Genomic DNA, 20658 nt, shown 5'->3' on the forward strand with positions numbered 1-20658 from the left:
TGGGGGCAGTGACGACTGCCCCTGCATCGCCCTATCAGGGTACAATCAAGGAGGCTTCTTAACATGAAAAGACGTGAATTTCTGACCGCCGGTGTTGCCGGCGCAGGTGCAGCGGCCGCTGCAACATTCGCAACCCCTGCCATCGCACAGGACAAGCGCCAGTGGAACATGGTGACCGCATGGCCGAAAAACCTGCCTGGGCCGGGTGTGGCTGCGCAGAAACTGGCAGACCGTATCACCACACTTTCGGGTGGTCGTCTTGAAGTCAAACTTCATGCCGCTGGCGAACTGGTTCCGGGCAATGGTGTGTTTGATGCCGTTGCGGAAGGCACCGCCGAGATTTATCACGCGGTTCCGGCATACTGGGGTTCGAAATCCAAAGGTATCCTGCTGTTTGGTTCGCAGCCGTTTGGCCTGCGTGCCGATGAACAGGTTGGCTGGCTTAACTATGGTGGCGGTCAGGAACTGTATGACGAGATCTATGGCCAGTTCGGTCTGAAGCCGTTCCTTTGCGGTAACTCCGGCCCGCAGTGGGCAGGTTGGTTCCGTAACGAAATCAACTCGGTCGATGACCTTAAGGGGTTGAAGTTCCGCACCACCGGTCTGGCATCGGAGATGTGCTCGAAACTTGGCATGGCGGTTCAGGCCATGGGCGGTCGTGACATGTTCCAGGCACTTCAGTCTGGTGCACTTGATGCCGGTGAGTTCATCGGCCCGTGGAGTGACAGTGCACTTGGCTTCTATCAGGTTGCCAAGAACTACTACTGGCCAGGTGTTGGTGAGCCGTCCTCGGCCGAGGAATGCGCGGTGAATGCCAAGGCCTATGCCGATCTTCCTGATGATCTGAAAGCCGTCGTCAAGTTCGCGGCAGACAGCCTTTATAACGAAGTCTGGACCGAGTACGAAACCAAGCACGCCATGGCCCTGAAACAGCTTGTTTCCGAGCAGGGTGTTCAGGTTCGTAAACTGCCGGACGAAGTTGTTGAAGCCATGGCCAAAGCCGGTGCCGAGGTGATTGCGGAGCTTCGCGAAAGCGACGATGCACTGACCAAAAAGGTCACCGAAAGCTTTGTTGCCTATCGTGACCTGATCGGTGGTTACATGACCTATGCCGATAATGGTCAGATGAATGCACGCGCCAAAGCGCTTGGCTTCTGATAAACACTGAAACCGACGCTGGCTCGTCCAGCGTCGGTTTTTCTTTCAGGCGTGCCTTTCACGGGGAGATGTCATGCAACGCCTTGCTGATGCACTTGACCAGATAAACCACTGGACCGGGATGACCGTGCGCTGGTTCGCACTTCTGATGGTTCTGTTGCAGTTTACCGTGGTCTTGCTGCGCTATGTTTTCGGGTTCAGTTCGATTGCGCTTAATGAAAGCGTTCTGTATCTGCATGCCGCTTTGTTCATGTTGGGGGCGGGCTATACGCTGTTGGTTGATGGCCATGTCCGGGTGGACATTTTTTATGCCGCAGCCACCGACAAGACCAAGGCGCGGATCGATGCGTTTGGCTATGTGGTTCTGGCAATCCCGTCGATGGCAGCCCTGCTGTATTGGACCTGGCCATCAGTGATCAATTCGATCGCGATGATGGAAGGGGCGATTTCGGTGGGGGGTATTCCGGCAGTCTGGTTTTTGAAATCCCTGATCCCGGCCTTTTGTATTCTGTTGATTATCCAGTCCGTCGCCTGCCTTCTGAGGCAGGTGGTTTTGCTGCGCGGCAATGTTGAAGATCAAGGCGGTGCGAAGTGATGGAATATCTTGATCTTTTGATGTTTGCCGCTCTGATGGGCTGCATCCTTTTGGGCTTTCCGGTGTCGTTCTCAATCGCCGGAACGGCGGTGATTTTCGGCTATCTCGGCTGGGTCACGGATACGATGAATATCGGCCTGATGGGGGCGTTCGGCCAGCGCGTGTTTGGCACGCTGACCAATGATGTTCTGATCGCCATTCCGCTGTTTGTCGTCATGGGTGTCGTCCTTGAACGATCCCGCATTGCCGAAGATTTGCTCCATACCATGGGCCGACTGTTTGGCCAGTTGCGCGGCGGTTTGGGTATTTCGGTGGTGCTGGTGGGGGCGTTGCTCGCGGCCTCGACCGGGATTGTCGGGGCCACCGTGATTGCCATGGGCATGATTGCGCTGCCGACCATGTTGCGCACCGGCTATAACCCGAAAATGGCGTCGGGGCTTGTGTGTACCGCAGGCACGCTGGGCCAGATCATCCCGCCTTCGACGCTTTTGATTATTCTGTCTGACGTGATGTCATCGGCCTATCAGCAGGCGCAGTATGAGCAGGGAAAATTCACGATTGAAACCATTTCGGTCGGGCAGATTTTTGCCGGCGCGCTGATCCCCGGGCTGACGCTGGTGGCGATCTATATCATCTATATCCTGCTGCGCGGGCTGATACGCCCGGCCGATATGCCACCGGTGCAAAGCGATGATGGCCGCCCCAGTGTGGGCGAAGTGGTCGGTGCGGTTTTGCCGCCTGTGCTTTTGATCATTGCTGTGCTTGGGGCCATTCTGGGCGGGGTCGCCACCCCGACCGAGGCGGCATCAGTCGGTGCAATCGGTGCGATCCTGATGGCTGGTGTCCGTCAGGGGGCGAACCGCAATCTGGTTCTGACCGGGACCGTTGCCCTTTTGATCCTTGCTGTCATGGCAGGTGTCGCGCCGGTGCGTTTCCAGCGCAGTGACCTGACCGGTGTTGATTATGCATTGGGTGCTGGTTATGTGGCGCTGGCGGTTATCGGGATTATCGCGATCCTGGCCTGCCTGCGTCAGGCATGGAAAGCCGACATTCTGAAATCTGCGCTGACATCGACCATGACGGTCAGTTCGATGATCTTTGCCACCATCCTGACGGCCAGCATGTTCTCGCTGGTGTTTATCGGGCTGGGCGGCGAAGACCATGTCGAGGAAATCCTTGAATCGATGCCCGGTGGACCGACAGGGGCGCTGATCTTTTGCATGGCGTTGATCTTTGTGCTGGGCTTCTTCCTTGATTTCGTGGAAATCACGGTGATCCTGCTGCCGCTGATTGCGCCGGGGCTGATTATGATGGGTCACGATCCGGTGTGGCTGGCGATCCTGATTGCGATCAACCTTCAGACATCGTTCCTGACACCGCCATTCGGCTTCTCGCTGTTTTACCTGCGCAGTGCCGCCCCGCCGGAAATCACCACCGGCCAGATTTATCAGGGTGTGGTGCCGTTTATCGCCCTTCAGCTGTTTGGCATTTTCGTGATCTGGCTGTGGCCGTCACTGGCCAACTGGCTGCCAAGCGTGGTGTTCTAGGCACAGAACTGAAAATGAAAAAACGCCCCCGATTTCTGGGGGCGTTTTTGTTTGGTCATGGCCAAGGCGGCTGTCAAAGGACTTCATAGACCGACACATAGACCGTGCTTTTTTCGCGCTGTCCGGATCCGACAAAGATCCGGTGATTAAGCCAGCTATAGCGTTCATCGCCGGTTTCAAACCGGGGCTGGGTGCGCATGTAATATTTCGACGGATCGACATGTTCACCGCGTGCAAGGGCATCGAGAACATCCTTCGGACCATGCCGAAACCCGAAATTGCGGATATCAATCAGCGCCCCGTCATGGGTTTCGATGCAATACCGGGTATCGAGTTCGGCGACACCGTTTTCAAAAACGGTTTGCCAGTCAGCACCCAATGCAAGGACCCGGCCGTTCAAAGACTTGCCTTCGACATGACCGCCTATGATCGGAATGATCCGGCGTGTGCCGCGCATTGAGTTGCCAAGCTCCATGGGGGCTTCCAGCTCGACCGTCAGATCGCAAAAATGTTCAAGTTCAAGCTTCATATCGCCCTCTTTAATTCATGGTCGTCGGCAGGAAAAGAACGATGGATGGCACTAACACCAGCAGGATCAGGCGAATGATGTCGACCGCAACAAACGGGATGACGCCCTGAAACACCTTTTGCAGGGGCACTTCGCGGGCAATCGAATTGATGACAAACACATTCATCCCGACAGGCGGTGTGATCAGGCCAAGTTCGACTGTCATGACAACGATGATGCCAAACCAGATCGGATCGAACCCCAATTGGGTCACCACTGGAAACACGATGGGCACCAGAAGAATGATCATCGCCATCGCATCAAGGATGCAGCCCAGTAAAAGGAAAAACACAAGGATCAGCGCAAGTGTCGGATAGGCCCCGATATCAAGCCCGACCAGCCATGCAGTGATCTTTTGCGGGGTCTGGGTGATGGCCAGAAAATAGCCAAACAGGATCGCACCGATCAGGATGGTATAGATCGCAACCGATGTACGCAGGGCCTCGACCAGACTATCAAGAATGCTGCGCCAGCCAAGCCGTCCCCGGATCACCCCGATCAGGGCGGTCAGGACAGAGCCAACTGCCGCGGCCTCTGTTGCCGTAACAATACCCAGATAGATGCTGCCAATAATGGCGATGAACAGGGCCAGGACCGCCCAGACATCGCGCAAGGACCGAATGGCGTTGCGCAAATCAAACGGTTCGCCCGCTGGCAACCCGCGGGCATAGGTCACCCGAAAGGCCAGCATATACATCACAATCGCCAGAAGGCCCGGAATGATCCCGGCAATGAAAAGCTTGCCGACATCCTGTTCGGTGATAAAGCCATACACCGCCAGAACAACCGATGGCGGGATCAGAATGCCAAGCGTTCCACCCGCGGCAATCACCCCGGTCGCCACATGATCGCGATAGCCACTGCGCTGCATTTCCGGCAAAGCGACCTTGGTCATGGTTGCCGCCGTTGCGACCGATGAACCCGATATGGCGGCAAACCCCGCACAGGATGCAATGGTCGAAAGCGCCATGCCGCCCCGAAATGATCCCAGCCACGCCTGCCCTGTGCGAAACAGTTCGCGCGACATGCCGGAATTGGTGGCAAGAACGCCCATCAGGATAAAGAACGGAATGAGGCTGAGGTTAAAGTCGGTGATGGTGCGGATCGGCGATTGCGCCAGAAGGTTGAGTGCCGGCGTCGGGCCGACGATCGCGGCGAAACCGCCGACACCAACAATCCCCATCGCAATGCCAATCGGAACCCGAAGCAGCATCAGGGCAAACAACGCAACAAACCCGCCAAGTGCGACAAAATCGGCTTCAGTCATCAGTTCCCCCCGAACCACCAGTTTGCTTTTGTTTTTTCGGGTCGGAGGCAATATGCGGCTCTGACTCGGCGGGTTCAAAATCATCCAGCCCGGCATTGGTCAGCGCGATCATCAAGGCGCGCGCCAGAATGGTCAGCATGCTGACCGCAACGCCAAGCCAGATCAGCCCCATGACCGGCCAGACGGGTACTTGCAGATCAAATGTCGTCTCGCCACTGTTATAGGCGCTGGTGACACGCGCCAGCATCTTCCAGCACAGCAAGCCGGTGAAGCCCAGCAAGACCATCCAGGCAAAGAAATCCGTCCATCGACGGACGCGCGCGGGCAGCATCAGGGCAAACAGATCGACCTTGATATGCGATCCACGATACCCCACGCAGGCAAAGCCCCACATGATGACCACGCCCAGAAACAGGCGCGAAAAATCAAATGCATCCGGGATCGGCCATGCAAACAGGTAGCGACCGATTGCAGACGCCAGAACCAGCAACGTGATCACCGCAAGCAAAACGGCCGAGACCATTTCGACCTTGCGCGAAAAGGCTTCGAGATATGTCAGGGAGCGATGAAGAACCCGCATGATTTATGCACTTTCAGAGGTATCGGCAGCACCGACCTTTGATGCCGCCGATACAGGGAGTGACATCAATACTTGGCGTTCTCGGCTTCGAGCGCGTCGATGAAGGCCTTGTAAATGGCATCGGCATCACCGCCTTTGGCCGTAACGCTTTCGCGCCATTGGGCAACAAGCGGTTCGGCGGCATCGCGCCATTGTTGCAGTTCATCGGCGGTCGGCTGATACAGTTCGTGATCGCCAGATGCCATCATCTTGTCACGGCCCGACGCCTCGTTCTCGGCCCAGCCCTTGGAAAAACGACCGGACCATTCCGGCGTGCAGTGATCATCCATCACCTTGCGGTTTTCGGCCGACAACCCGTCATAGACACCGCGGTTGATCACAAGGATCTGCGAGGAGACATAGAACGGCATATCAAGGTGATATTTGGTTTCCTGATCAATCCCGAAGATATAGATCGAGTTCCACGGGAAGGTGATCGCATCTGCCGTGCCCTTGGCGATGGCTTCGCGGGCCTCGGGTGCGGGGACCTGAACACTTGCCCCGCCCAGCAGGTTTACAAACCGTGCCATGGTCGCGTGCGCCGGACGCACTGCATGGCCGTTTATGTCTTCTGGCACGCGGACCGGCATTTTTGAATGGATGGTGCCGGGGTCATGCGGATTGACCAGACAGAGTTTGACTTCCGGCATTTCCTGTTCGGCGTAGTTGGCATACCACTTGTGAAGGGCAACCGACCCATTGACTGCATCCTTCACATTGAACGGGACTTCGGTCAGGCCATAGATCGGGAAACGTCCGGCCTGATAACCCGGATTGATATAGCCGATATCGGCAATGCCATCGCGCGTCATGTCATAGTGATCAGGTGCGGAGCCCAGCTGTTGGGCCGGGAAAATCGTGAAATCGATCTTGCCACCGGATGCCTCGCGGATGGAGTTTGTCCATTCTTCAAGACCCATGGTTTGAACCGGATGGGTTGGCGGCAGCCAGTGGGCCAGACGGAAATTCACTTCCTGGGCAGACGCACCGGAAATGGCAGACATGGCGGCAACTAACGCCAAGGCAATCACTGAACCAAGTTTAAGTCGTTTCATTGTTTCCTCCCTGAGAAAACCGACACCGGCAATTTTGTTTTTGTTGCCTTGTCTGTCGGCTCCTCGATTTGATCAGACCACCCTTGGAAGCCTTTGCCCCATGGGTTGGGCTGATCGCCAAACCGGGCCCAAAACCAATATCCCGGTCAAAAATAACGTCTCCGTTTGTCGCGACCCGGCGCGGATGATGGCGCCCTGGATCGTGCTATGCCAATTCTGAATTTCCGATCAAAACTGCAATCCCCTGACCACCGCCGATGCAGGCTGCATGTTCTAAGGATGCCCTGACTGAGCACAAGCAAAGCATCTTAGTTTGATAGCTTTTCGGCAATTTGCCGAAACAGTTCGAGATTTTCCTCATCGTGACCAACAGGTTCAGCCGTATGGCTTGCCTTCACGATCACCAGATTGTTTTCCGGATCGACATAGATGAACTGGTGGAACAAACCGATCGCGGAATATGCATCCGATCCGGGGATGGTCCACCACTGATACTGGTAACCAAAGGGCTCCCCCAGGGCAGTTGGCTCAAACCCTTCGTCGGGGATCGTAGCTTCGTCAATCCAGTCGGCGGGAACTATCTGTTTGCCGTTTGCCTGCCCCTTGTTCAGGAACATCAGGCCAAACCGTGCATGATCACGCGCCGTAGCGTTAAGCCCGGCACCAAAGAACTCGCGCCCGACATCTTCCGGACCATCCATGACCCAATAAGCGTCATTTTCCATGCCAGCCGGTTTCCACAACTTTTCCGACATATATTCGGCACCGGTCTTGCCAACAGCGCGTTCAAGAACACATCCCAAAACACTGGTATCAAGCGTGGCGTAATTGAACACGTCGCCGGGCTTGTTCTGACTTTCTACAGAGTCGTTGGCTGCGTAGTCGCACCACCGATATTTGTAGGCGACAAGAGAATTGTCATGAACCTGGGTCAACTGGGTATCGCTACCAAACTGATAGATTTCCTGCCATTCCACGCCAGAACGCATGTGCAGAAGATTGCGGATCGTCGGACCGTCATAGCCAGACCCCGCCATTTCGGGCAGATAATCAGTAACCTTGTCATCCAGACTTTTGATAAATCCATCGTCGAGAGCCAAGCCGATCAACGTGGAAACATAAGACTTCGCCACGGAAAAGGTCATGAAGCGCGTGTTGGCATCACTACCGTTTCGGTAACTTTCATGGACAATTGTCCCATCCTTAACCACCACCAATGCATTGGTGGATGTGGCTTCAAGATACGCTGCAAGGGAGACCGTCTCGCCATCCAACGTATAGCCATCATCAAGCGAAACCGGTTTCTCGGGAAGCACCCAGACATTATTGCCAGCCTCAACTGTCCGCGTCGCAAATATCTGGTCCATATGCTGAAAAGTTAGAACATTCAGCGCAGATGAAAACATATGAGCACGAGCATTGATCATGGTTGGTGTCAACCAACGTGACGTCTCGTCTTTAGCAAGAGCAGGCACCGTAGTAGTGACGATGCCCGCAGCCACCAACGCAGCAGTCAAAAAGCGATTTCGCGACAGCATTAGAGAACCTCCCGTTTTTATTTTAATCTTGTTTTAATTCGTTCTGGCGTTAGCCGCCGTCGAACCATTTTCAAGCGCTGGCACTCAGCCCAGTTCGGCGCGTTCGATCAGAACAGCAATGCCCTGCCCGCCGCCAATACAGGCCGATGCGATGCCATAGCGACCGCCGGATTTGACCAGTTCGCGCGCCAGCGTATTGGTGATCCGAACCCCGGTCGCGCCCAGCGGATGACCAATGGCAATCGCGCCGCCATTGACATTGACCTTGTCTTCATCAAGGCCAAGTTCGCGGATGCAGGCTAGGATCTGTGCCCCAAAGGCTTCGTTGATTTCGATCCGGTCAATCTGATCAAGGGTCATGCCGGTTTGATCAAGAACGGCCTCGATGGCTGGCACCGGGCCAATGCCCATGATTTCCGGCGGCACACCGACAGCGGCACCAGCGATGATGCGGGCACGCGGTGTCAGGCCGTGCGCGCGGGCATAATCGGAACTGCCCAGAACAACACCGGCAGCGCCATCCACCACGGCTGATGAATTGCCACCCGTCTGCACCCCGCCAAATGCCGGGCGCAGCTTTGCCAGAATGTCATAGGGCGATGGCCGGATGTGGCTGTCGCGGTCGACCTGATGGATCTTGCGCGGCAGGCGGATGGAGCGCGGATTGCCATCGGCAAATTCAAAGGTTTCGTTGGTCACGGTGGCAATTTCACCGGCAAGGAAGCCGTTTTCCTGTGCACTCACGGCGCGGGCAAAGCTGCGTTCGGCAAAACGATCCACATCTTCGCGGGTGATGTTGTATTTCTTGGCAAGATTTTCCGCCGTGTCGCCCATGGTGCAACTGACCGCCGGATCCAAAAGCGCTTCCCACAGGAAGTCCTTGAATTCGACCTGCCCCATGCGAAAACCACTGCGATGGGTGTAGGCGGCAATCGGATTGCGGCTCATGGATTCAGTGCCGACACAAAGGGCCAGATCCCCACGACCGAGTGAAATATGATCAGCAGCCTGCAAGATGACTTCGATGCCCGTCCCACAAATACGCTGCACAAGGTGTGCTGGGCGATCCACCGGCACACCGGCGTAAATCCCGATATGGCGCGGCGTCATATAGGCATCATAGGATGCCTGGGCCATGGATCCGGCGACGGTGAAATCGATATCATGCGCATCCACCCCGGCGTCCTCGATGGCCGCGCGGGCCGCCTTGATGCCAAGATCAATCGGAGAGACTAGCCCGAAGGCACCGGTATAATCGACAAACGGTGTGCGTTTTCCGCCCAGCAGCCAGACATCTTCAAATTCGGTCCGAAGACCTTTGGCGTTCGCAGTCATTCTGCTTATCCCTTTTTGGCAATCATGACCCCGGCGGGTGACGGGTCGGTATAAAGTTCGGCCACCTTGTCAGCGCGTTTGGTCAGAACCGCGCGCTGATTGATCGAGCCCTTGTCGGTGACTTCGTGCGCATCAAGTTCCGGTGAGCTTTCCAGCAGGATCGCGCGCGCAACAAAGTTCGAACTGCCAGTCGATTTGCTCGCCAATTCATTCAGGCATTTCTGGAAATGCGCCTGCACGGCCGGATGGGTGGCGATGTCACCCTCCGACGCGTTGGCGGGCAGGTCCGGGCACAGTTTTTTGCAGGCGGTGAAATCGGCAAAGATCAGCGCGCCGACATAGCCTTCGTTCAAACCGGTCAGCACCGCATCACGCACATAGGGTGCAAAGGTCTGGGCAATGGCGGTCCGGATGGCCGCCACATGCACCCAGGTGCCGGTCGAGAGTTTGAAGTCTTCGCAGACCCGGCCATCAAACAGGAAGCCCCGTTCGATATTGTCCGGATCAACAAATTTCAGGGCATCACCAATCAGGTAATAGCCTTCATCGTCAAAAGACTCGCTGGTTTTATCAGGTTGTTTCCAATAGCCGGGTGTAATGCTGGGTCCCTTAAGGCGGACTTCGAGCTTTTCGGCATTGGGCACCAGTTTGATATCAAGCCCGACGGCCGGAAGACCGACACTGCCCGCCTGATCAACCGCCCAGGTGGTGGTGAAGGCAAAGGGGGCCGTTTCGGTGGAGCCATAGCCGGTGACAATGACAATCTTTTCGCCAACCGTGTCCTCGGCGATCTTTTCCAGATTGTCCCAGACATATTGCGACAAACCGGCACCGGCATATTGCATCAGTTTCAGCTTGGCAAAGAACATCTCGCGCAGTGTTTTGTTTTCGCGCAGATGATGGACAAGTGCCTCGTACCCCTTGGGGACGTTGAAATAGATGTTGGGCGATACTTCGCAAAGATTGCGCACGGTTTCATGAATACCGTCCGGGGTCGGCTTGCCCTGATCGATATAGAAACTGCCGCCGTTATAAAGCGCGATGCCAAAATTATGGTTGCCACCCGCGGTGTGGTTCCATGGCAACCAGTCAACCATCACCGGTGGTTCATCCTGCAAAAACGCCAGCGCGTGACGCAGCATCATCTGGTTAAAACACAGCATCCGCTGGGTATTGATCACGGCCTTTGGCATCCCGGTGGAACCGGACGTGAACAGGAATTTGGCAACCGTGTCTTCGGTGATTTTGCCATTGGCGGCATCGACCGCATCGGTCGGCGTGGTCTGACGGACATCTTTGAAAACATCGCAGTCATATTGCGACAGCGGGTTTTCCAGAACCAGCAGACGGGCATCCTTTGGCATGACGGCGGCCAGTGCCTTGGCATATTTGGCACCATCATCCACAAAGATCAGACCGGGGTTCAGCAGATCGCAGATATGGCGCAGCTTGGCAAAATCGGACGACACCAGCGAATAGGCCGGTGACACCGGCGCATAAGGAATACCGGCATACATCGACGCCAGCGCAAGAAGCCCGTGTTCAAGACTGTTGCCCGACAGGATCAGGACCGGGCGATCTTCGGACAGTTCCTGTTCGATGAGGTATTGCGCAAGACTGCGGACCTCGTTTCGGGTTTCAAGGAAGCTCCGTTTTTGCCAGCCGCCGGTTTTGTCACGGTCGGCCAGAAACAGATGATCGGGTGTTTGTTTCGCCCAATGATCAAGCTTGTCGGTGATGGCGCGCGGATAGTCATCCGGCGTTTCCGTTGATCGGATATAGATCGTGCCGTTGTCCTTTTTGGACATCGAGACACGCGTATCTCCCATGCGAACCGGACGGAGTCCGGGTTCAGCAATCATAGGCATGAGACGAAACCTCCAGTTTTGATTTTCTTATTTGTTATAATTCATAACAATCATAATTCATCACATCAAGCGCAATATCTTTATGCGTGCACGCGGACCCAACAATTTGACCTTGAGTATAATTATGCTCGCGCGCGAGAGGCTTGAATTTCGATGCGATTTCAGTTGACTAATGACGATTGACGCTGCTCTTTTACTGTGCAAACATAATTGTTATAAAACATAACAAACTTTGGATAAGGAAATGCAGCTCAATCAGGTTCCCGCCATCATTACCGGCGGCGGCAGCGGCCTTGGTGCCGCCACCGCACGCACATTTGCGGTTGCGGGCGCGAAGGTCGCGGTGTTTGATCGCAACGGCGATGCCGCCAAACGAGTCGCCAGTGAAACCGGCGGAATTGGCCTGCAAGTCGACGTATCTGACCGAAGCTCGGTCGAGGCTGCATTCAAGACCGTGAAACAAAATCTTGGCCTGCCGCGCGTGCTTGTGAATTGTGCCGGTATTGGCACCGCCAACCGTATTCTGCCACGCGACGGCAGCCTTCCGATTGATGATTTTATCAAAACACTGAACGTCAATCTGACCGGCAGCTACATCACCATGAGCTATGCCGCGCAGTTGCTGTCGGAAGCGACGCCAGTGAATGACGATGGCGAGCGCGGCGTTATCATCAATACATCATCCGTCGGGTATGAAGACGGGCAGATCGGCCAGTGCGCCTATGCGGCATCAAAGGGCGGGATTGCATCGATGACGCTGCCAGCCGCGCGCGAGTTGGCGCGGATCGGTGTGCGGGTGATGGCGATTGCGCCGGGTCTTTTTTCCACCGCAATGACCGACACCCTGCCCGAAGAAGCCCGTCAGGCGATTGAAGCCAACATTCCGTTTCCCAAACGGCTGGGCAAGGCACAGGAATATGCCGACCTCGCCCGTCATATCGTCGAAAACACCATGCTGAATGGCACCGTCGTTCGTATCGACGGCGCGGTTCGCCTGCAGGCAAAATAAAGACCCGATTGCTTTACGTAAGGAACAAGAACATGACCAACGGCGCGAATGACGTATTGAACGTCGCAATCAACGGATCGATTGCCCGTTTGACCATCACGCGACCTGAAAAGCGTAACGCGGTCAGCGATACTTTGATGGCAGCACTTGAGGCGTTTTTTGCCAATCCGCCTGAAGGGGTACGGGTTGTTATCCTGGCTGGTGAAGGCGGGCATTTTTCAGCCGGGCTTGATTTGGCCGAGCATGTTGCACGAAATGCCGCCGATACCATGCGTCATTCACGCAACTGGCACCGCATCATGGACATGATCCAGTATGGTGGATTGCCGGTGATTTCATTGCTTAAGGGTGCGGTCATCGGGGGTGGCCTTGAACTGGCCAGTGCGACCCATATCCGTATTGCCGATGAAACCGCCTTTTTCCAGCTTCCCGAAGGACGCCGTGGCATTTTCGTTGGCGGTGGTGCATCGGTCCGGGTCGGCCGTATTCTGGGCGCGGATCGCATGATCGAGATGATGCTGACCGGGCGCAAATACAACGCCGAAGACGGCCTTCGCCTTGGTCTGACGCATTATGTCTGTGACAGCGAGGAAGCCGCCGAAGCAAAGGCCATCGAGCTTGCCAATACGGTTGCCGAAAATGCGCAGCTTTCGAACTATGTCATGATCCAGGCCCTGTCACGGATCGAAGACATGGCGAAAACCGATGGCCTGTTTACCGAAAGCCTGTGTGCCGCCCTGACCCAGACCAGCGAAGATGCACAGGAAGGATTGAAGGCATTCCTTGAAAAACGTGCACCTAATTTCAAGTAACTGCCTATAACAGAGCCGCAGATAATTGCGGCCATCAGATCGCATACCATAAGATCAAGGATCGGCAAGAAACCGCGTAAAGCGGACGCCAGAACATTCAGGAAGGAACAGGGCCACCCGACGAAAACCGGTGCGCCCATAATGTGAGGAGACGTTCGATGTCAGGATTTTCCGTTAATCGCCGCCAGATGCTCGGCATCATGGGCGGCGCACTTGCAGCCCCTGCAATCATTGGCAAGGCACGTGCAGCCGAAGTCACTCTTCGTCTGCATCATATGCTGCCGCCGGTGGCACCGATGCACAAGGCGTTCTTCGAACCGTGGTCCAAGACCATCCGCGAACAGTCCGATGGCCGTATCGATATTCAGATTTTCCCGGCCATGCAGCTTGGCGGCAAACCGCCGCAGCTTGCCGAACAGGTGGCAAACAACGTTGTGGATATCGCCTGGACCTTGACCGTCTACACGCCGGGTCGCTATCCGATTTCCGAAACGCTGAGCCTGCCCTTCATGGTGACAACCGCCGAGGCAACATCGGTTGCCATGCACAAGTTCATGGATGAATTTGGCCAGGACGAATACCGTGGCATGAAGCCATTGGCCTATCATGTTCATGCCGGTGGCAAGTTCCATATGCGCGACAAGGCGATTGAAAATCAGGCAGATCTTGACGGCCTGCAAATCCGCGCCCCGAACCAGAATGTCGGTAAGGCCCTTTCCATTCTGGGGGCTGAGCCGGTCTTCTTCCCGGTTACTGAAATGGCCGTCGGCCTTGCCAATGGCGTGATTGATGGCACCTGCCTGCCCTATGAAGTGGTTCCGGCCTTCAAACTGCATGAACTAACATCGGTGCATTGCGCCCCGGCAGAAGGCGGACGCGGTCTTTATGCCAACTCGTTTGCGCTTTTGATGGCGGGCAATGCCTATGACAGTATGCCCGATGATCTGAAAGCGGTGATTGATGCCAATTCCGGTATCGATCTGTCACGCCAGATCGGCAAACAGTTCGATAGCTTTGAATCGGTTGGCTACAAAATGTGTGCTGATCGCGGCAACAAGTTCGTCGAGATTCCCAAAGACGAAATTGAACGCTGGCAGTCTGCGACCCAGCCGGTCGTCGATGAGTGGATCGAGACACTCAATGATGCCGGACATGATGGCAAGGCGATGATTGATCGCCTTAATCAGCTGATCGACGCCGAGACCGCCTGACATGTCAGGAGCCACCCGTGATCACAATGGGCGCGGCAATCGCGCAGCGCCCATTCATTTTCTTGGTCAGTTTGTTGATCGTGCCTGCATTGCATCCGCTACTATTGCGGGTGCCATCATGCTTGCTGTCGCCGTCACAGTAACGCTGTCCGTAACGATGCGATATATCGGCATTGGCGGCATTCGTGGTGACTTTGAAATTGTCGAAATGGGATGCGGGATTGCCGCATTTCTGTTTTTGCCGTTGTGCCAACGCAAGGGCAACCACGTAATGGTCGACATTTTCAGCATGGCCTTCCCCCAACGCACCCGCACCATTCTGGATCAACTTTGGGAGATCCTGTTCTGTTGTGGTTGGGTGATTATTTCCTGGCGGGTCGCTTACGGCCTGATTGATATGTTTGATTATAACGACCGCAGCATGCTTTTGAGAATGCCCACCTGGATTATCTACGGCTTCGCACTGTTCGGACTTGGGCTTTCAGCCCTGACCGCCTTGTCGAACGTGATCGAACAGTTTGTTCGCCCAACCACCCCATCGCAAACGGATGCCCCACAATGAGCCCGGTTGAAATCAGCATCATTATGGTCGTCGTCCTGCTGGCGCTTATTTTCCTGCGCATGCCGATTGCATTGGCGATGGCCGTTGTCGGGGCAGGCGGATATGTGGTCCTGTCGGGATGGATGCCGCTGTCGGCCTATCTCAAGACCGCGATTGTCGATAAATACATTTCCTATGACCTTGCGGTCATTCCGCTATTTATCCTCATGGGGCAGATTGCCACCAAAACCGGTATCAGCCGCGCGATTTTTACCGCGTCGAACGCATGGCTTGGTCATTGGCGCGGCGGCCTTGCGATGGCATCTGTTGCCGGTTGCGCGGCATTCGGGTCGATTTGCGGATCATCGATCGCGACCGCGACCACCATGGGACGCGTTGCCTTGCCCGAAATGCGGCGCCACGGATATTCCGGCGCACTTGGGGCCGGAACACTTGCCGCGGGTGGCACGCTTGGCATCCTGATCCCGCCGTCGGTGGTTTTGATCATTTATGCGCTTCTGACTGAACAGAACATCGTGAAACTGTTCCTGGCCGCGACCATTCCAGGGCTTCTGGCCGTGCTTGGCTTTATCCTGGCGATTGGTGTTTATGTTCGCCTGTTCCCGGAAGAAGGCCCGGCGCATGCAGGGCTTCCGATGCGCGAACGCATCAGGTCGCTTGGCGGGATCTGGCATGTTGCGCTTGTTTTCATTGCTGTTCTGGGCGGCATTTATGGCGGTGTCTTCACCCCGGCCGAGGGGGCATCTGTTGGGGTGGTGCTGATTGCGTTGACCGGATTTTTGATGCGCAGCCTGTCGATCAAGGGCCTTTTTGAATGCGTGATCGAGACTGCCGGGACCACGGCGATGATCTTTGCCATCATTTTTGGCGCGGATCTTTTCAATGTCGCGCTTGCCCTGACCCGGGTGCCGACCATGGCCGCCGAGTGGGTCGGCACGGCCGGGATCGCGCCGATGACGGTTCTGATGGTGGTGATCCTGTTTTACATCGTCATGGGGTGCATCATGGACAGCCTGTCGATGATCCTTTTGACCGTGCCGGTGTTTTTCCCGGCCTTCATGGCGATGGATTTCGGGATGGATCCGACCCATCAGGCGCTGTGGTTTGGTATCATCACCCTGATTGTTGTCGAACTGGGGATGATCACGCCCCCGGTCGGGCTTAATCTGTTTATGATATCGGCGATGGCACCCGATATTCCGACCCGCAAGATTTTCCGCGGGGCGGTGCCGTTCCTGCTGGTCGAGTGCCTGCGCATCGCGATCATCGTCGCGTTCCCCGTGCTGACATTCTGGCTGGTGGATATCGTCACAGGATAGCTGCGTCCAAAAAGATGGAGACACCGTTGCAAGCAAACAAAAAGAAGAAAAACGATACGGATACCGGTATTGCCGGATTGTCGCCCGACAGTCCGCTGCGCGGCTTTGTCGGCTATAACCTCAAGCGTGCCTATATGTCGATCCACAGCGATTTTGTCGCCAGTCTGACGCATCTTGATCTGAAGCCGACGACCTATAGTGCGCTTGCCATCATCAATGAAAACCCCGACATCAGTCAGACCGATCTGGCGCGGGCTCTTGCCATGGAACGGTCGAACATTGTCGTCATGGTCGATGAACTTCAGGCGCGCGGATTAATCGTGCGCAACAAGGTGCCAACCGATCGTCGTGTCTATGCGCTGCGCACCACTGCCAAGGGGATTGAGCTTTTCCTTGAGGCCAGCCGTGCGGTTCAAAAGCATGAAGACAAGCTTCTGGAAGGGTTCGATCCCGAAGAACGCGCACACCTTGTAGAGATGCTGATCCGTATTCAGCAGGTCAAATAACGCTTAGATCAGGTAAGGTTCCATGTTGCGACTGTCCCGTGAAATCCGTGTTGAATGGGGTCACTGCGATCCGGCCCGGATTGTCTATAACCCAAACTTTTATGACTGGATGGAAGGCGGCCTTCTGGCCTTGCTTTCGGTTGCCGGGTTCGACCTTGCCACCATGATCGCAAAGGATGTGGATTTTCGCGGAACGCCACTGGTGCGCGGTGATGCCAGTTTTATGGCGCCTGCCCGGGTCGGCGATCTGATCGTGCATCATGTCGAAGTATCACGCTGGGGCGGTAAATCTTTCGACCTTTCCCATCGCTTTACGCTGGATGAAACCACCTTGCTTGAAGGATCGCAAACCCGCGTCTGGGGCCGCGCCAACCCGGACAACCCGGCAAGTCTGATTGCTGTTGCCGTGCCCGATGCGGTCAAGGCCGCCTTGTCAGAAGACAAGGTTATCCGCCTGACACTCCATCAGGAAACGCAAGCTTAAGAGACGCCGTCGTGACCCCCTTCAAAGCCCCGATTGACGATATTCTGTTTGCCCTGTCAGTGACCAGTGATGAAAACGGTGCTGCAGAACACGGCTTTGATGCGGAAATCACCGGCGAAATTCTGGATCATTTTGCCCGCTTTGCCGAAGACGTCATCGCCCCGATTGATGAGCCGGGCGATCAGGAAGGCTGCAAAATCGAAGATGGCCGGGTCCGGATGCCATCGGGTTTCAGCAACGCCTATCAGGCCTATGTCGAACAGGGATGGCAGTCGATTTCACTGGCCGAGGAATTTGGTGGTCAGGGTGCCCCGGCCACCGTCTGTGGCGCGATCAGCGAAATACTGGCCGGAGCCTGTCATTCCTTTCAGATGGTTACCGGACTTGTCCCCGGTGCCGCCAGACTGATTGCGCAATTTGGCACCGATGACCAACGCCAGACCTGGCTTCCAAAACTGGCATCAGGCAGCCATCTTGCCACCATGTGCCTGACCGAACCGCAAGCAGGCTCTGATCTTTCAGATATCCGCACGGTCGCAAGCCAGCAAGACGATGGCAGTTGGGTTCTGACCGGGGAGAAGATCTTTATTTCTGGCGGGGATCAGGATCTGAGTGATGAAATCCTGCATCTGGTGCTGGCGCGGACCGGTACTCGCGAAGACGGGGTTCGGGGACTGACGCTGTTTCTGTGCCCGTCCGATAGTGGCGAGACCGAACGCAACACCATCACAGTCACCCGGATCGAAGAAAAGATGGGTTTGCATGCCTCCCCCACCTGCCAACTGACGTTTGACGGCGCAACCGCCACGCCGATTGGCCCGGTTGGCAAGGGGTTGATGTGCATGTTCACCATGATGAACCATGCCCGCCTTGATGTCGCCTTGCAGGGTGTGGCGCACGCCACGCGTGCCCATCACATCGCCCAAAGCTACGCCGCAGAGCGCAAGCAGGGCCGCGACCGAAATACCGGTCAACCGATTTCAATTGATCAGCATCATGACATTGCGCGCATGCTGGCCCGCCAGGACATGCTCGCCATTACCGGCCGGTTGATGGCCTATAAAACCTTTGCTTTGATGGAGACGGGTACAAATTCGGACCTGATCGAATTCCTGACCCCGATTTGCAAATCGTTCTGCACCGATGCCGGGGTTGAAGCCGCCCAAATCGGCATACAGGTCCTTGGCGGTTATGGCTATTTGCGCGAATACCGGGTCGAGCAAACGCTGCGCGATGCGCGCATCTGCCAGATTTACGAAGGCACAAACGGCATTCATGCCCTGACCCTTGCCGGTCGTTTGACCCGGCACAAGGACGGCGCAAGTGCGAAGGCGTTCGAGGCCCTGATCTGCGACCTGATCGCGGGCACCCGCAGCGATACCGAAATTGCAAAACAGCTTTTGGCATACTGGCAACAAATGACATCAGAAATCATCGCCAGCGACACGCCTGAAAAATTCGCCCGCGATTATATGCAAATCAGTGCGGCAACCTATGGCGTGGCACTTTGGACGGAACTCGCGGATCGACTTTCACCCGATCAAACCAGCCGCTATGAGAAATGCCTGGCGCAGGTAATCGAATGGGGCCGTGTCACACTGGCCTGTTGCAAGGCACGCGGATAGGCAACCAGTCGCCTGCGCCCTGTCAAGCCATCGCACGACAGGGCGCAGGATTGACCATCAAGAATTCACTGCAGCAAAGCGCGACCAGAACGGCAACATCGCCTTTTCAAGGTCATGCCACATCGCAAAGCGTTTGCGATAAATCTCGCTGGCATCCGGGTTCGGGCTGTAATGGCGGTCCATCGAAACCATGTTGTCGGCGGCCTGTTCATAACCGTGATACATTCCAACCCCGACAGCCGCGGCCATCGCCGCCCCCAATGCACCGGTTTCCTGGCACTTTGCCACACTGAGCGGCAGCTCAAGAATATCGGCGATGATCTGTGGCCAGATTGGGCTCCGCGCCCCGCCGCCGGACAAAATGATCTTGTCAAACCGTGCCCCGGTTGCACGCAGTTTGTCCAAATGCTGCAGATGGGCAAAGGTCACACCTTCGTAGATGGCGCGCAACATATCGGCCCGCCCGTGCCATCCACCAACACCAAAAAATCCCGCACGTGCGGTACCGTTACACGGCGCACCATAAAGATATGGATGGTAATAGGGCCCATCGAGACCAAAGGTGCTTTTGGCAACCAGTTCGTTGGCAAGATCAAACGGTGATTTTCCCGCTGCCACTTCGGCATCATGTTCAAGATATTCACGCACCAGCCATTCCAGATTAACGGCCGACGTCGCCGAACTTTCGATCGACATGAACCGGCGATCCGCATAGCCCGACGACATGAAAATCTCGTTCTCGTTCTGGAAATCGACATTTTCGACAATGATCTGATTGATGCTCCAGGTGCCGACGATCATCGATGCCTGTCCCGGCCGTGCAACGCCCGAACCAAGGGCACTTGCGATCACGTCAAAGAACCCGGCCACAACCGGCGTGCCAGCACGAAGACCGGTTTTGGCCGCAACGTCGGCTGTCACGTGACCAACAACCTCGCTTGGATGGGCAAGACGCGGAAGCTTTTGGCGGGCATCAAGAATACCGAATGCATCAAGCAGTTCGTCATCATAGACGTTCTCTGGCATGCGCAGCATGCCACATCCGCCCATATCGGAAATGTCCGTCACCAGTTCGTTAGTAAGCGCATGGGTCACGATGTCCTTGCACAACAAGACCGATTGCGTTGCGTCGTACATTTCCGGGCGTTCACGCTTGATCCATGCCAGCAAGGTTGGCGTTTGTGACACCCATGGACGTTGTCCGGAAATCGAATAGGTGATGTCGCCCACCCCATCTGACGCAAGCTTATCCACCAGCGCATTGGCACGGGTATCAAGCGATTGAATTCCCAGAAGTGCCTTGCCACCGGCACCAAGCAAATACAGCCCGTTGCCATGTCCCGCACTGCCGATGGCAGCGATATCGGAGGTATCAACGCCCGATTTGTCGATGACCTTTGCCACCACCTCAAAAAGGTCATGGCGCATCTGATCAATATCGCGTTCAACAAATCCCGGTGCCGGGCAGCGCGAAACAGCCTCCCGCGAGGCATGGGCAATTTCGCGCCCGCGGGCGTCGAACAATACGGTTTTAACGACCGTATTGCCCGCATCAATTCCAAGAAAATAGCGTCCCATGG

19 protein-coding genes are annotated in these 20658 nt (G+C 55.8%); 11 read left to right on the forward strand and 8 right to left on the reverse strand.

Features of this window, described 5'->3' with window-relative positions; translation table 11 throughout:
• Positions 1-63 precede the first annotated feature (63 nt).
• The 3 genes from FHI25_RS14255 (at position 64) to FHI25_RS14265 (ending at position 3300) form a co-directional block, all read left to right on the forward strand.
• Positions 64-1158 (forward strand): TRAP transporter substrate-binding protein, encoded by a 1095-nt coding sequence (locus FHI25_RS14255; protein ID WP_210518838.1) that lies wholly within the window; start codon positions 64-66, stop codon positions 1156-1158.
• A gap of 73 nt (positions 1159-1231) precedes the next feature.
• A complete protein-coding gene (locus FHI25_RS14260) occupies positions 1232-1753 on the forward strand; it encodes a TRAP transporter small permease subunit (RefSeq protein WP_210518840.1) in 522 nt (173 codons plus the stop codon).
• On the forward strand, positions 1753-3300 hold the full coding sequence (locus FHI25_RS14265; RefSeq protein ID WP_210518843.1) for a TRAP transporter large permease subunit: 1548 nt from the start codon (positions 1753-1755) through the stop codon (positions 3298-3300). Before FHI25_RS14260 ends, FHI25_RS14265 begins: the two co-directional genes overlap by 1 nt.
• Before the next feature lie 73 nt (positions 3301-3373).
• Here the strand turns inward: FHI25_RS14265 and FHI25_RS14270 are convergent, their stop codons facing one another.
• From FHI25_RS14270 to FHI25_RS14300, 7 genes are all read right to left on the reverse strand, one after another.
• Positions 3374-3829 (reverse strand): DUF3237 domain-containing protein, encoded by a 456-nt coding sequence (locus tag FHI25_RS14270; protein WP_063089091.1) that lies wholly within the window; start codon positions 3827-3829, stop codon positions 3374-3376.
• A 10-nt stretch (positions 3830-3839) separates the two neighbouring features.
• Complete coding sequence (locus FHI25_RS14275; protein ID WP_210518845.1) at positions 3840-5135, reverse strand: TRAP transporter permease; 1296 nt, start codon at positions 5133-5135, stop codon at positions 3840-3842.
• Positions 5128-5715 (reverse strand): TRAP transporter small permease, encoded by a 588-nt coding sequence (locus FHI25_RS14280; RefSeq protein ID WP_210518847.1) that lies wholly within the window; start codon positions 5713-5715, stop codon positions 5128-5130. Before FHI25_RS14280 ends, FHI25_RS14275 begins: the two co-directional genes overlap by 8 nt.
• Before the next feature lie 65 nt (positions 5716-5780).
• Positions 5781-6809 (reverse strand): TRAP transporter substrate-binding protein, encoded by a 1029-nt coding sequence (locus tag FHI25_RS14285; RefSeq protein ID WP_210518850.1) that lies wholly within the window; start codon positions 6807-6809, stop codon positions 5781-5783.
• A 308-nt stretch (positions 6810-7117) separates the two neighbouring features.
• A complete protein-coding gene (locus FHI25_RS14290; RefSeq protein ID WP_210518853.1) occupies positions 7118-8347 on the reverse strand; it encodes a serine hydrolase in 1230 nt (409 codons plus the stop codon).
• An 84-nt stretch (positions 8348-8431) separates the two neighbouring features.
• Positions 8432-9682: a thiolase family protein gene (locus tag FHI25_RS14295; protein WP_210518855.1), complete on the reverse strand. Its 1251-nt coding sequence runs from the start codon at positions 9680-9682 to the stop codon at positions 8432-8434.
• 5 nt (positions 9683-9687) lie between these two features.
• Entirely contained in the window at positions 9688-11550 is a 1863-nt protein-coding gene (locus FHI25_RS14300) for a feruloyl-CoA synthase (RefSeq protein ID WP_246879112.1), read from the reverse strand.
• Between the two features lie 244 nt (positions 11551-11794).
• Here FHI25_RS14300 and FHI25_RS14305 point away from each other — a divergent pair, with 244 nt between their 5' ends.
• The 8 genes from FHI25_RS14305 (at position 11795) to FHI25_RS14340 (ending at position 19078) form a co-directional block, all read left to right on the forward strand.
• Entirely contained in the window at positions 11795-12559 is a 765-nt protein-coding gene (locus tag FHI25_RS14305; RefSeq protein ID WP_210518858.1) for an SDR family NAD(P)-dependent oxidoreductase, read from the forward strand.
• Positions 12560-12591: 32 nt separating this feature from the next.
• Positions 12592-13371 (forward strand): crotonase/enoyl-CoA hydratase family protein, encoded by a 780-nt coding sequence (locus tag FHI25_RS14310; protein WP_008889941.1) that lies wholly within the window; start codon positions 12592-12594, stop codon positions 13369-13371.
• Positions 13372-13529: 158 nt separating this feature from the next.
• Positions 13530-14582 (forward strand): TRAP transporter substrate-binding protein, encoded by a 1053-nt coding sequence (locus FHI25_RS14315; protein WP_063089098.1) that lies wholly within the window; start codon positions 13530-13532, stop codon positions 14580-14582.
• Position 14583: 1 nt separating this feature from the next.
• Positions 14584-15144 carry a TRAP transporter small permease gene (locus FHI25_RS14320; protein WP_210518860.1) on the forward strand — a complete coding sequence of 187 codons (561 nt, stop codon included), beginning with the start codon at positions 14584-14586 and terminating at the stop codon, positions 15142-15144.
• Positions 15141-16463, forward strand: a complete 1323-nt coding sequence (locus FHI25_RS14325; RefSeq protein WP_210518863.1) for a TRAP transporter large permease — start codon at positions 15141-15143, stop codon at positions 16461-16463. Before FHI25_RS14320 ends, FHI25_RS14325 begins: the two co-directional genes overlap by 4 nt.
• A gap of 26 nt (positions 16464-16489) precedes the next feature.
• Positions 16490-16969, forward strand: a complete 480-nt coding sequence (locus FHI25_RS14330) for a MarR family transcriptional regulator (RefSeq protein WP_158586134.1) — start codon at positions 16490-16492, stop codon at positions 16967-16969.
• A 22-nt stretch (positions 16970-16991) separates the two neighbouring features.
• Positions 16992-17453 (forward strand): thioesterase family protein, encoded by a 462-nt coding sequence (locus tag FHI25_RS14335; RefSeq protein WP_210518865.1) that lies wholly within the window; start codon positions 16992-16994, stop codon positions 17451-17453.
• An 11-nt stretch (positions 17454-17464) separates the two neighbouring features.
• On the forward strand, positions 17465-19078 hold the full coding sequence (locus FHI25_RS14340; RefSeq protein WP_210518867.1) for an acyl-CoA dehydrogenase family protein: 1614 nt from the start codon (positions 17465-17467) through the stop codon (positions 19076-19078).
• A 57-nt stretch (positions 19079-19135) separates the two neighbouring features.
• Here FHI25_RS14340 and FHI25_RS14345 read toward each other — a convergent pair whose 3' ends face one another.
• Complete coding sequence (locus FHI25_RS14345) at positions 19136-20656, reverse strand: FGGY-family carbohydrate kinase (RefSeq protein WP_210518869.1); 1521 nt, start codon at positions 20654-20656, stop codon at positions 19136-19138.
• Positions 20657-20658: the final 2 nt, after the last annotated feature.

It is taken from the genome of Thalassospira sp. ER-Se-21-Dark, assembly GCF_017922435.1.
Taxonomy (GTDB): domain Bacteria; phylum Pseudomonadota; class Alphaproteobacteria; order Rhodospirillales; family Thalassospiraceae; genus Thalassospira.